This is a genomic window from Stutzerimonas stutzeri SDM-LAC (assembly GCF_000235745.1).
Lineage (GTDB): Bacteria > Pseudomonadota > Gammaproteobacteria > Pseudomonadales > Pseudomonadaceae > Stutzerimonas > Stutzerimonas stutzeri_H.
Genome location: NZ_AGSX01000188.1, coordinates 1 through 12821, shown reverse-complemented (window position 1 = coordinate 12821; position 12821 = coordinate 1). Strand labels below are relative to the sequence as shown.

Below are 12821 nucleotides of genomic sequence, written 5' to 3'. Positions count from 1 at the left end.
GCCCCCCGCCTCCGGGTCCAGCGCCAACATGCCGCCCGGCACCAGCGCCATGCCGGCAGCGGCTTCGGCGATGCCGCCGAACGGCTGCACGATGTCCACGGGCTGGCGCAGCAACGGCGCTTCGGCGTCGGCGGCATAACGCCAGAAGCCGACGTTTTCCTCGTTCACCACCAACTCGCCGGTCCGGTCGTCGACCTGGCAGTAGCTGCTTTCCGGTGGCAGGCTCAGGCCCCGTACGCGCTTTGGCGTCGCCAGTAACCGCTGCCCCGCCGCCACCAGCCACTGCTCGCCGATGCCTTCCTCACCGACCAGGAACAGGTAGCCGTTGCGCCCGGCGTCGCGATACAGACACAGCCCTTCGATGGCGAAGCGGGTCTTCGGCACGTATAGCGGCTGGCTCCACCGATGCTGGCGATCGAGCCCGAGCAGCACGGCCTGCTGACGCTTGCGATCGAGGGTGGCGACCAGCAGACCGTCCTTGCTGACGCGGTGATCCAGGCCCTCGAAGCGGCCTTCGACGCTACTGAGTCGCGCACCCTGCGCGTCCAGCAACTCCACGCCGCGCGAATCCGGGCGAACCAGCAGCTGTGAAGCACCCGGCCAGAACTTGTCGGCACCGATCAACTGGGCGCTTTCAGCGTCCACGGGCGTGGCGCTCGCTATACGCAGGTGCGGGGTGGTCAGCTCGACCGATGGCTGACCGGCTCCGGACTGACAAGCGGCCAGGGCAACGCAAAGGCTCAGCCAGAGGGGTTTAAACGAAGTTACGTCCATGGTTTTTCCATTCAGCAGCCGCTGACCGGCACCGGTCCGAAGGGGGAACGGAACGGCGTCGGGGCGGCGAAAAAGTGTCGGTAAGGGTCGGATTCAGAAGTGCGTCAGGGTCAGGCCGAGCTTGTAGGTCGGGCCGTATTCCTCGTACTGGGCGTTGTAGTGGCTGCGCCCGGTGTAGACGAAGTAGGACTCATTGGTGAGGTTCAGTGCCTCGACCGTCAGCTGCAAGTTCGGCGTGATGAAGTAGCCCGCCTTGAAGTCGAGAAACAGCTGCTCGTCGGCGTAGAGGTCGTGGGCCTCGTCGTCGATGCCGGCCACCTCGGCCAGGTATTCGGACTTGTAGTTGGCTGCCAGCCGCATGTTGAAGACGTCGTTTTCCCAACCGACCATCAGGTTGCCGACGGTGTCGGAATGGTTCGGCAGGTCGATGCTGCGACGGCTGCCCTGCCCCTCGATATCCGCGTCGGACTTGCTGAAGGTGGCGTTGGCACCGAGCAATACGCCGTTCCAGGGCGCCGGCAGCCAGTCGAGCTTTTGCGAGTAGGACAGCTCGACACCGTAGAGCTTGGCGCTGCTGCCGTTCTCGTAGCTCAGCGCCTGGTCGAAGTCAGCCCACTGGCCGGTGCCGGCCACGTCGGTGTTGTAGATGAAGTTGTCGATGTCCTTGTAGAACAGGTACCCCGACACCGCGCCGGCGCGGCCCATATAGTGCTCGATGCCGAGGTCGTAGTTCATCGACTCCAGCGGCTTGAGGTCGGGATTGCCAAACTCCGCTTCGTCGCCATCGATGACGAAGCCGGGCGCCAGCTGCTCGAAGGTAGGCCGCACCACCGTGTTGGTCCAGGCGGCGCGCAGCTGGGTGTCGTCGGTCAGCTGGTAGCGCACATGCAGGCCGGGCAGCCAATGGTCGTAGCGGTTATCGCTGGAGATGGATTCGAACTCGCCTTCGCGGATGCCGGTGCCCTTGGCGCTGAACTCGGTGCCCTCGTAGCGCAGGCCGGCGATGATGCGCCACTTGTCCAGGTCCAGGGTGTTCATGAAGTAGGCGGCGTTGATGTCTTCGCTCATGTCGAAGTCGCCGATGCGCGACTCCTCCTCATCGTAGAACGCGCTCGCATCCAGCCCGCCGATCAGCCCTTCCAGCGCGCCAGCGCTGATGCCCGAGCCAAAGCGGCCCAGGGCGTAGTCGACGTTGCCGGCCTGAAAGTCGGCCAGGGTCAGGTCGTCGAAATCATCGTAGGCCCAGATGTCGACGTCGTTGGTCTTTTCGCGTCGGCTCAGCTTGCCGCCGAATTTGAACTGCGAGGCGTAGCCCTGGATGTCGTACTCGCGGGCCAGATCCAGGCGGATATTCTTTTCCTTGTCGCGGGCGTCGGTCTCTTCCCACTCCACCTCGTCCAGCTCGAAGCTGGCGGGATCGTAGAAGGATGGATCGACGTTCAGCCGCGGTTTGGTAGTGCTGGAGAAGCCGACGTCAGCGAAGTCGCCCTCGAACGTCGCGCTGGAAATGCCGCCCGGGTTGCGCTCACGCGCCTCGCTGTAGCCGACCTGACCGCTGAGGGTCCAGAGCCCCATCATGCGCTCGCCGCCGAACACATAGGACTGGATGGTCTGGGTTTCCTCGCGGGACTTCAGCTCACGCCAGCCCTCGGCGGAGCCCAGTTCACCGGCCAGTTGGGCATCCTCAAACTCGACGCCAGCGGCATTGCGGGTCTCGGTGTCCTTGAAACGGCTGTACAGCGTGCGCAGGTAATAGCTGCTGAGGTCGTCTGGCTGGTAATCGAAGTTCAGGCCGAAGCCGGTGCGCTCACGAGTGATTTCGTAGTCGCGCTGCTCGAACTCTTCCAGCCGAGCGCCGTCTTCGAAATCCCACTTGCCGCCGGTCTCCACGTTATCCGAGCCAAAGTCGCGATCCTGCCAGCTCAGTGCGGCGGTCACGCCGAAGTTGTCGACGCCATCGCCCAGGCTGAAGCGGTTGCTGATGGCACCGGAGAACTTGGGGCTGGTCTTGCCGACGTTCTCATCGTAGCTGCCTTCGGTGCTGAGGCTGTAGAACAGCCCGTCATGGTCGAACGCCGACAGGCTTTCCACCTCGATGGTGCCGCCGAGGGAGTTGGCGTCCATGTCCGGGGTCAGCGTCTTGACCACCGAGAGCGACTGCACCAGCTCCGAGGGCAGCACGTCCAGCGCCACGGCGCGACGGCCGCTTTCCGGCGAGGGCACCAGGGTGCCGTTGATGGTGACGCTGTTCAGGTCCGGCGCAATGCCGCGCACGCTGACGAAGCGGCCTTCACCCTGGTCACGCTCGACCGAAAGGCCGGGGATGCGCTGCAAGGCTTCGGCGGCGTTGTCGTCCGGCAACTGGCCGATGCCATCGGCATGGACCACGCTCTTCACGCTGTCGGAGTTGCGTTGTTCCTTCAATGCTTCGTCGATGCTGACGGCCTGGCCGATCACTTCGACGTGTTCCATGACAAGCGGCTCCTCGGCCCAGGCCGAACCGGCGCTGACGGCCAGGGCCAGCAGGCTGATGCGGAACCCTGCATGGCGGATGCCGCTGCGGTGTGTGCTCATGAACAATCCCCCGAACGCTGATTACCGGGTCCATCCCGGAACTGGAGCGGACGGTAGGGTTGGGATATGGCGGTTCTGTGACAGCGGGTGGGACTGGAGCGCCAGCGGGGGCTTATTGGGGGAGTTTTGGGGAGGAGTTGAGCTGATTTGACCCGTGCGTAGCTCGAAGTGCAACGAACAGCCTCCGTAGGTGGGCTTAGCCCACCAGTAGCAGGTTTCATTCAGTCACGCTGGGCCGAAGCCCACCCTACGATGCGGATGCGTCACGGGGTGAGGCATGTGTGAGTAGCGGTTCGTGCCGCTGCTCGTTTTCGCGTGATCCTTGGCGCTGGTTTCGCCCTGCTGGGCGAGTCCCTTTTGGCAGTTGCCCGGATGGCCGGCCCCGCCAAAAGGAACCAAAAGGTCTTGCCCCTGCATCCGGGTCTCGCTGCGCTCGACTTCCCTCATTCCATCGCTGCTCCGAGGGTCGCCGCGCAAGGGCCATCCATGGCCTTTCACGGCTCTCGCGGCATCCATGCCGCTCGCCCCTCTACGCAGCGATTCCATTCGGCCTTCTGGAAGGGGCGTTCGGTGGCGCCTGCTGGTTCGCTTGTCAGCCCGTAGGATGGGTGCAACCCATCAACCATGGGCGATGGGTTGCACCCATCCTACGTTCGAGCACGATGCTGCCGGTTCCATTGGTATCGCTGCCTCAGAGCTCACAGACAACACGGACCCCAATCCCCTTCAGGAGGCCGAGCGTAGGTGCTGCGCAGGGGGACGCGAGGCATGGATGCCGAGCAAGGCGCGATGGGACATGGATGTCCCTTCGCGCCGGCCCCCGGAGCAGCACCGGAGCGAGGGAAGTTTTGCGAAGCAAAACCCGGATGCAGGGGTGGCCTTCTTTTTGGTTACTTTTTCTTGGCCACGCAAGAAAAAGTGACTCGCCCAGCAGGGCGAAACCGATGCTTCAACCACCTCGCAAACAGACCTTACAACCAAAACGATCCAGCTCCTCAGTTAGCCCCCCCCAAAAAAAAAGCGGTGAGCCAATTCAACCCCCACCTCAGTCATCCAACCGTCACATTCATCTGTTTCCGTGCCCTCACACACTGGCGCGCGCCTCGCCACGGAGACCCGATGAAATCCCTGCTCAAGCTCCACACCCTCACCCTGCTCGGCCTCGCCTTCGTCGCCAACCTCGGCCTGCAGGTCTATCTGGCGACCGGCCAGATCAAGCCCTGGGCCGAGATCAACTGGACGGACGTCGCCGGCGAAGGCGGCTCAGCCGTGCTCGCGCTGGCCTGGCTGATCATGCTGCTGCACAGCCGCCCGGCCGGTCGCGTAACCCGGCTGCTGGCCTTGGGCCTGGCCTGTGTCTTCTTCTCCTGGTGGATGGATACCCTGGACGAGCTCATCCAGCTGCCGGAACTGGCGGTCTGGGACAACTGGCTGGAGACGGCGCCGATGCCCATCGGCCTGTTGCTGCTGACCCTCGGCATCTACCACCTCAACCAGGAGCAACGCGCCATCAGCCAGCAGATGAGCAAACGCGAGAAGGGCTTCCGCGAGCACCGCCTGTTCGACAAGCTCACCCCGCTGGGCGCCGCGCAATACCTGCGCCAGCAGGTGCAGCTGGCGCTCAGTCACGCCCAGGCGGAACAGCAGCCGCTGTCGCTGGTGGTCGTGGACCTGGACGATTTCAACGCCATCAACCAGCGCTACGGCCAGGCCGAGGGCGATGCAGTCCTGCAGGCCATGGCGCAGTTGCTGCTGCTCAACCTGCGTCGTCAGGACCTGCTCTGCCGCCTGGCCGGCGACCGCTTCGTCGCGGTGCTACCGAACACCGGCGAGACCCAGGCCCGCTTGATTGCTGCGGAATTGCAACAGGCCGTGGCCAGCCTGGCGCACCGAACGGCCCAGCACGGCGAGCGCGTGCACCTGCAGGCCAGCACCGGCACGGTGATGGCCTTCGACGAGGACGCCGAACAGCTGCTCAAGCGCCTCAACCTGAACCTGGCGAAAACCAAGCAGCAGCTGCCACGCTGCGCCTGAGGAACGGCCATGACTCCCGGTTACGATTGCGATACGCGTTTCATCGCGGCACATCACCAGCCGGCCGTGCTGATCGATCTGGCGTTGTCGCGAGGAATCGACAGCCACCAATTACTGCGCGGCAGTGGGCTGTTCTATGAAGATGTCGTGGGTGGCCAGGCGCGGATCAGCCCTCTGCAGTTCCTGACCATGATCGGAAACGCACAGCGCCTGCTTGAGGCTGACGACAGCAGCTTTCTGTTCGGCCAGCGCCTGTTACCGGGCCACTACGGCGAGGTCAGCCACGCGCTGACCCGTGCCTGCACGCTGCAACGGGCGCTGGAACAGCTGCTGCAATTTCGCGCCCTGCTCAGTCCGCTACTCACGCCCCGGCTGGTGCTCGACGAGCAACAGGCCCACCTGTACTGGACCGACACTTGTGGCGCAGGCGACCAACAGCGCTTTCTTACCGAGGCCAGCCTGACCGCCGTGGTTGCGCTGAGCAGACGCCTATCCGGCGAACGCCTGCCGTGGCGCTTCCACCTCGCCTATCCGCAACCGCGGCATGTCGAGCAGTACTGGGTGCATCTGGGCGAGCCGCTGACCTTCGCAAGCCAGATGACCATGATGAGCCTGCCGCTGGAATATCTGCACAAGCCCTGGCCTGGCGCCTCAGCCACCGCCGGACAGGTCGCGCATCAGGCAAGTTGCGCGCAGCTGGAAAGTCTTGGCTGTCCTGGGAGTTTTATCGATCAGCTGTATGACTATCTGTACGGGAACATCCGCGAGCCGCTGAATCTGGAGCGCGTCGCCCATGCTTTCGAGATGAGCCCCGCCTCGCTCAAGCGCAAGCTGCACAAGCACGGCACGGGCTTTCAGGAGCAGCTGGATCAGGTGCGCAAACATGTAGCGCTGTTCCTGTACCAGATGAAGGGCTACAGCAATGACGAGGTTGCCAGCTACCTGCGCTTCAACGACACCACCAATTTTCGCCGGTCGTTCAAACGCTGGACTGGCCTCGCGCCGAGCAGCCTGCGACAGCTATTTCACAGCTGAGCCGGTCAGGCGTATCGCCGTGCCTGGCCTTTGGTGGGCTATCGGTCGGATCGAAGTTCGGGATGTGCGACCTTTGCTTGGGTTGGCTGCGCTTCGCTCGCGTCGCGCGAAGGACCCAAAGCGGTCAGCGCTCGACGCAGCAACAGCGCTGCGATACCGGCAATTGCGAGAAAAGTGATTAGCACCGGTATGGCTTGTTGGTTCATGCGTCTGGCTCATCCTTGGTAAAGGGTCGCGGTCGCGATAGCGTTTTGATACTACCGGCGACTTTGCGCGAATGCCATTGCCGCAGCGGTCCTTGATGATCAAGGCACAGGTGCATTCTCGGACAAACGGTAGGACCCAACCGGTATCTGGCGAGTCGTATCTGCATCGTTACGCTTAATAATCGTACCTGAGGGAGCCGATCCAGATGCATCGGGAATACACCAGGCAATACCATCAACTGCGTACCCACATTGAACGGATGCTCGGCAGCGGCGCCGTGATTGCTGAACGAGCGCCGCTGACGATCAGACGTGGGCATCAGGTCTATCAGGTCGCTTGCGGCATGCTGATCAGCGAGCAAAGCGTTCGCTGATACAACCCCGTAACTAACAGCAACCCAGGCTGCCAAAGCGAACCGTGAAGGTCACACCACCTTTTCGACGGTCACCCGATGCAGGGCTCCGCTCCCCTGCTCGAAGGCGCTGATATTGGCCAGCGTGGTCTCAGCAATGTTGGTCAGCGCCTCAGCGGTGAAGAACGCCTGATGTCCCGTGATCAACACGTTGGGAAAGGTCGTCAGGCGCATGAACTGGTCGTCATTGATGACCCGCTGTGACAGGTCCTGAAAGAACAGGTTTTCCTCTTCTTCGTAAACATCCAGGCCCAGGCGACCGATCTTCCCGCTCTTCAGGCCATCGATCACCGCGCGCGTATCGACCACGCGGCCCCGGCCCGTGTTGATCAGCATCACACCCTGTTTCATCTGAGCAATCGCGGCGTCATCGATCAGGTGGTGGGTTTCGGGTGTCAGTGGGCAGTGCAGCGAAATGATGTCCGCCTCCTCAAACAGCTGCTCCAGCGGCACATAACTGACAAGCGTTTTCGCATCAGCGCTGGGAAAAGGATCATGGGCCACTACCCTGCAGCCGAAGCCATGCATGATGTCAGCGAAGATAAGACCGATCTTGCCGGTGCCTATGACGCCAACCGTCTTGCCGTACAGGTCGAAGCCCAGCAGGCCGTCAAGAGAAAAATTGCCCTCGCGGACGCGGTTATAGGCCCGAAAGGTCATTCGGTTGAGGCTCAGGATGAGCGCCACCGCATGCTCGGCCACTGCATGCGGCGAGTACGCCGGCACGCGCACTACGGTCATGCCTAGCCGCTCTGCCTCCGGAAGGTCGACGTTGTTGAAGCCCGCCGAGCGCAGGGCGATCAGCCTGGTGCCGCTGGCATGCAGGAGCTGCAGCACCTCGCAGTCAAGCTTGTCATTGACGAACACACAGACGCCGCTGAACCCTGAAGCCAACGCTGCCGTTTCAACAGTCAACCGAGCGTCCAGGTAGACCAGTTGGTGCTGGTGCACCTGGTCGGCCTGATCGAGAAAAGTGCGGTCGTAGGGTTTGGTACTGAAGACGGCGATGCGCATGGACTGGCCTCCTCGCGAAACGGGATAAGCGGGCGACGGTACCCGTCACTTGATCTAACGAACGAAGCTAAAGGCAACCGCCCTACCGTTTTAACGAGACAGGAAAGGCCCGTATGACCTCACGCCAGCCCGTCGAACCGGGCATAAGGATTGCTGCAGGGCAACCGGTAGCCAAGAAAGCTGACCTTGGGATTGGTCTTGTTCTGCTGCCGCAGGTAATCAGTCGAAACCATGAAGTCCGTTAACAACCGGCGTTCGAAATTATCGACTCGCAGATCAGTGTAGGGCGTCCCTACACCGGTTTCCTGACGAATTTTGTAGAGCCCCATCAATGCAGTCAGCTTCTCCGAGCCGTAGTGGTTAGCCATTGCATCGACAAACTTGCGCTGGTCCTCCGGATCCATCTGAAAATTGCCCACCAGACGCTGCAGCAGTTGCGGAATGAAGACCTGGCGGTCCTCGTAGACCCAGGCGCCCGACCCGACCGCCACCAGACCAAGCGCGGCGGCGGATGAAAACAACAACGTACGACGTTTCATGGGCATTCCTTAGCTGTAAAGCAGGCCGGCAGCACGGATGGACAAGGCAGCAGCCGTCAGGCTGGGGTTTGCCGGCGAGCAGCTCGGGTAGGTCGCGGTACCGACGACCACAAGGTTGCGCATCTTGTGATGCAGCATATGGCTGTCTACCACCGAACCGTCATCGGCCTGCCCCATGCGCAGCGTGCCCTGGACATGCGACTCGGTGAGACGCCACTCCCTGAAGTTGATCGACTCCACTGGCAGCGGCGCGAGCAGTTTTTCCAGGCTATCCAGGCCGTACTGAACCCCCTTCATGCCGTAATCCGACTCGCCCCGGTAATCGATGATCGCCTGCCCGGTCTGCGGGTCGATGACGACCCGGTTCTCCACGTTGGGCAGGTCTTCGCTGACCAGCATCAACGGCAGCGTCTGGTTCCAGCGTCCGATTTCCGGACGAAGCCCATAGGGCCAGCGATTTTCGAAGTAGACCAGACACGCCGAGTGCTCCTTGCGGAAGTCACCGTCGTACAGGGCGTAATTGAGGCCGGTGGTGATGGTGCTTCCATCGAAATTGCCCAGGCCATCGAGATAGACCTCGACGTTGGCGCCAACCTGCTCGTGCAGGCCCATGCCGGTTTCGCCGAAGTTGATATCCGAACGCAGGAGGATCGCCGGGCTCTGGATGGCATTGGCGCCCAGTACGAAAAGGTCCCCGAACACTTTGAATTCCTGCCCTTCAGAGCGAATCGTCACGCCCTTGATAGTATTGCCCTGGTATTCGAGCGTGCGCACTTCGGTCTTCAAGCACACGTCCACCTTGGGGTGGCGATACAACTCGGCCAGGCCATTCTGCGCGGTGAACTTGGCATTCATCGGGCAGAGGTTGCAGGTGGCATTGGCACAGCAGACACCACGGGTGCCGGTCGCGACCCGAGCGCGCCCGGTCGGCATGATGAAATGATGGTCAGGCATGGCCTCCTTCATCAGCATGTCGATTGAGGAGCCTTTGTGCGGCGGCTGCGGGAACGGCTGGCTGCGTGGCAGCACGCGCGTCATGTCCGGGTCGCCGGCAATCGACATGATCTGCTCGGCCTGGCAATAGTAAGGCTCAAGCTCGGCATAGCTCAGCGGCCAGTCATTACCAACGCCATAGCGCGAGCGGATGGCGAAATCACTGGGGTGCAAGCGAGGCGTCTGTGAATACCAGCAGTTCATCCCGCCACCGAGAGCGATAGTGGTATTCCAAGGCTTTTCGCCGCGATTGTCGTAGGTGGATTCGGGCTTGATAGCCGAACTGCTCTGGGTCTCGATCTGCCAATCCCAGGGATGGAAGTCGCCCCACTCAATGATCAGTGCGCGCCCGGTCAGATGCTTCAACGCTTCGGTGAGGAAGAAGCTCGACCCAAAACCAGACCCGATCACAACCAGCTCGTAGTGTTCTTCGTTGATGTCCCTTGCGCTTACCCGGTTGATCTCCACGACCGATTCCCTTTACTGCTGCAGCCTCGTCGAAACCAAGCTGTCCTATCAATTACACGTCAGCAATGTCCCGCTGCGCAGCGCATGTCACGGCTAAACCCAGCCAATCGCTAAAACTGTCGCTGGGAAGCCAGTTCTACGTGACCCTCGAAACCAACCGGAGTTCCAGTCTGCTTAGGCTAATGATTGCGAAGGACTAGTCGTTCAGCCCATCCGATAGCCACTTACGCACCCGTCTGCGGCCATGCCAAGAGGTCAGCTGGTGGGTAAACGGGCTCTCCGGCACCAGACGGCATTCCGGATCGGTGACGTCGCTCAACTTGAAACGACGCAACACACCCAGCGGGTGGCGCTCGGGGCCATAAAAAGCCACCGCGCGGACTTCCATGCAGTGGAATTGCCAGTCACCCTTTGGCTGATGGCCTTGAAGCTCGATGCCATTGAGCTCGGCGACACGCCGCAACATCCCCTGAAAGGTGCCGACGTGAATGAACTCGCCACTGTTCAACGGGCCCTGGTGGGTGGTCTTGTGGATGGCGAGATCGGGAGGCACATCATCTTCCACGCTCTGGCGGATGTCGGTGATATCGACGTCCAACGCCCCGCGCGAGGTTTCGACGGAAACGACCAACTGATTGATGAACATCGGCTCGGCACTCATGTTGGAGATCAGGCAAAGCGAGCCAAGCCCTTTGCCCGCGCCGCGATTGATGAGCAGGCTCGGCCGACGTTGCCGTCTGAAGTTGCGCAGGAGCAAGTGTGCATAAAACATCCACACCAATAGCGTGCTCAAGGAGATCAGCAGTGAAATCAGCTGCTGGTTCTTCATCAACCAATCGATCATGTAGCGCCTCGGTAAGCGGGTTCGCAGCTGAGACAGCCCAAACCCGCCTGGGTGCCGCGCCTTGCCGACAGGCATCGTCGAACGCACCGCCCGTAAGGCAGCAGACACGAACGAATGCCAGCCACTACCAGTCCGAAACAAGGAGACCGCAACTTTCGAGGGTTATGTAATGAAGATTCCAAGCATTAGTGCATCGGTATTTCTGGCGTTGTTTGCAACCACCGCATCGGCCAACCCGGAATCGACCGAGCGCCCGGCGGACAATACCGATAACCAGGCCCAGCAAGATCTGAACAACGAGGCCAGTGCACACGGCTACCAGAATCCCACCGGCGAGGATCCTCACCCACGCCTGACCGAGGACACCATCGAAAACGCTCACGGAGACACGAGCGCGGACGACGAAGAGGACTCACAGAAACAATGACTGGCGTTGTTGCACCGCAGCCCGCTGGCGGAGCAACAACGGATGGGACTGGGGCCACAAAGGATCGTTGGCTACGACACCTTTCGGGCTGTTGGGGCCAAAAATCCAGACCTCGGCTCAGGCATGTTCGCCGTCGCAGGCGGGCGGCTCTGCTGATAGGCCGGAGCAACGGCGTCAACCTGATCGCGCCCAGTCCCTTGATCAATGGAAGGTAGCGCTTTTGCCTGCATAATCGGAGGGTAATAAATCTGCCTATAAAAGGGCAGTCAACAAACAGGCAAAAAAAACCTCAATCCGGGGCAACTGAGCAAGAAATTGCTACATACAGTTGCTACAAATTGAGGCTTTCAAATCGCTGTAAGGTACTGATTAACAGCGATTTTATGTAGTGGCGGAGAGATAGGGATTTGAACCCTAGGAACTGTTGCCAGTTCAACGGATTTCGAATCCGTCCCGTTCGGCCACTCCGGCATCTCTCCAGCGGCGCGCATCATAGCAGTTCGGCGTGTTTTGTCTAACCCCAACTGCTCAGATTTTTTAGCTGCACCTTATTGTGACGGTCCTGCTCGACGCAATGAACATCTGCCCGGTCGCCAGCCAATCAGCTGGTCAAACGCGTCAGAGCTTCACGGTATTTGTCGGCCGTCTTCTGCGCGACGTCAGCCGGCACCGGCGGTGCGGGTGGCTCCTTGTTCCAGCCGGTGGATTCCAGCCAATCGCGCACGAACTGTTTGTCGAAGCTCGGCGGGTTGCTGCCTTCGGCGTAACTGTCTGCTGGCCAGAAGCGGCTCGAGTCCGGCGTAAGCACTTCATCCATCAGCGTCAACTCGCCGTTTTCGTCGAGGCCGAACTCGAATTTGGTGTCGGCGATGATGATACCCCGCGTCGCCGCATAGGCAACGGCCGCGCTGTACAGTGCGATCGAAGTGTCGCGCACCTTCGCCGCCAGGTCTTTGCCGATATTCGCTTCGCACTGCTCGAAGGAGATGTTCTCGTCGTGATCGCCCACTGCCGCCTTGGTTGACGGCGTGAAGATCGGCTGCGGCAACTTGGCCGCTTCTTTCAGGCCGATCGGCAGCTTGATGCCGCAGACGGTGCCGCTCTGCTGGTATTCCTTCCAGCCTGAGCCAGCGATATACCCCCGCACGATAGCCTCCACTGCAACAGGCTGGAGCCGCTTGGCCACCACCGCCCGCCCCTCGACCAGGTGCAGCTCCTCGGCCGGTACCACGTCCTCGATCTTGTCGCCAGTAAAATGGTTAGGGACGAGCTGCGCGAGCTTGTCGAACCAGAAGTTTGAAATTGCGGTCAGGATCTTGCCTTTCTCCGGGATAGGCTCGGCAAGGATCACGTCGAACGCCGAGAGGCGGTCGGTGGCGACCATCAGCATGCGCTTGTCGTCGATTTCGTACAGATCACGCACCTTGCCAGAATAGATTTTTTTCAGGCTCAGGGATTTTGGAGTGGTCATGGCGATTCTCGCGGTTGCCGAACCTACGC

11 protein-coding genes and 1 tRNA gene are annotated in these 12821 nt (G+C 61.2%); 4 read left to right on the top strand and 8 right to left on the bottom strand.

The genetic code is table 11. The features are described from left to right. Positions 1-774 (bottom strand): phytase (locus PSTU_RS0118785; protein WP_019342563.1); only part of this gene is annotated, 774 nt, incomplete at its 3' end. 93 nt (positions 775-867) lie between these two features. Next, entirely contained in the window at positions 868-3348 is a 2481-nt protein-coding gene (locus tag PSTU_RS0118780; protein ID WP_019342562.1) for a TonB-dependent receptor, read from the bottom strand. Between the two features lie 1119 nt (positions 3349-4467). Between PSTU_RS0118780 and PSTU_RS0118770 the strand changes: the two genes are divergently transcribed. From PSTU_RS0118770 to PSTU_RS21875, 3 genes are all read left to right on the top strand, one after another. Continuing rightward, a complete protein-coding gene (locus tag PSTU_RS0118770) occupies positions 4468-5382 on the top strand; it encodes a GGDEF domain-containing protein (RefSeq protein WP_019342560.1) in 915 nt (304 codons plus the stop codon). Between the two features lie 9 nt (positions 5383-5391). Continuing rightward, complete coding sequence (locus PSTU_RS0118765) at positions 5392-6417, top strand: AraC family transcriptional regulator (protein WP_019342559.1); 1026 nt, start codon at positions 5392-5394, stop codon at positions 6415-6417. A 412-nt stretch (positions 6418-6829) separates the two neighbouring features. Further along, positions 6830-6997 (top strand): hypothetical protein, encoded by a 168-nt coding sequence (locus PSTU_RS21875; protein ID WP_019342557.1) that lies wholly within the window; start codon positions 6830-6832, stop codon positions 6995-6997. 51 nt (positions 6998-7048) lie between these two features. Here PSTU_RS21875 and PSTU_RS0118750 read toward each other — a convergent pair whose 3' ends face one another. The 4 genes from PSTU_RS0118750 to PSTU_RS0118735 form a co-directional block, all read right to left on the bottom strand. Beyond that, positions 7049-8050 carry a 2-hydroxyacid dehydrogenase gene (locus PSTU_RS0118750; RefSeq protein ID WP_019342556.1) on the bottom strand — a complete coding sequence of 334 codons (1002 nt, stop codon included), beginning with the start codon at positions 8048-8050 and terminating at the stop codon, positions 7049-7051. A gap of 119 nt (positions 8051-8169) precedes the next feature. After that, positions 8170-8589, bottom strand: a complete 420-nt coding sequence (locus PSTU_RS0118745) for a hypothetical protein (protein ID WP_019342555.1) — start codon at positions 8587-8589, stop codon at positions 8170-8172. Positions 8590-8598: 9 nt separating this feature from the next. After that, positions 8599-10050 carry a GMC oxidoreductase gene (locus PSTU_RS0118740; protein ID WP_019342554.1) on the bottom strand — a complete coding sequence of 484 codons (1452 nt, stop codon included), beginning with the start codon at positions 10048-10050 and terminating at the stop codon, positions 8599-8601. Positions 10051-10246: 196 nt separating this feature from the next. Further along, positions 10247-10894: a hypothetical protein gene (locus tag PSTU_RS0118735; RefSeq protein ID WP_019342553.1), complete on the bottom strand. Its 648-nt coding sequence runs from the start codon at positions 10892-10894 to the stop codon at positions 10247-10249. Positions 10895-11063: 169 nt separating this feature from the next. Here PSTU_RS0118735 and PSTU_RS0118730 point away from each other — a divergent pair, with 169 nt between their 5' ends. Next, positions 11064-11321: a hypothetical protein gene (locus PSTU_RS0118730; RefSeq protein ID WP_019342552.1), complete on the top strand. Its 258-nt coding sequence runs from the start codon at positions 11064-11066 to the stop codon at positions 11319-11321. A gap of 389 nt (positions 11322-11710) precedes the next feature. Here PSTU_RS0118730 and PSTU_RS0118725 read toward each other — a convergent pair. Both PSTU_RS0118725 and PSTU_RS0118720 read right to left on the bottom strand, forming a co-directional pair. After that, a tRNA-Ser gene (locus PSTU_RS0118725) sits at positions 11711-11800 on the bottom strand. A 122-nt stretch (positions 11801-11922) separates the two neighbouring features. Next, positions 11923-12792 (bottom strand): phosphoribosylaminoimidazolesuccinocarboxamide synthase, encoded by an 870-nt coding sequence (locus tag PSTU_RS0118720; protein WP_019342551.1) that lies wholly within the window; start codon positions 12790-12792, stop codon positions 11923-11925. Positions 12793-12821 lie beyond the last annotated feature (29 nt).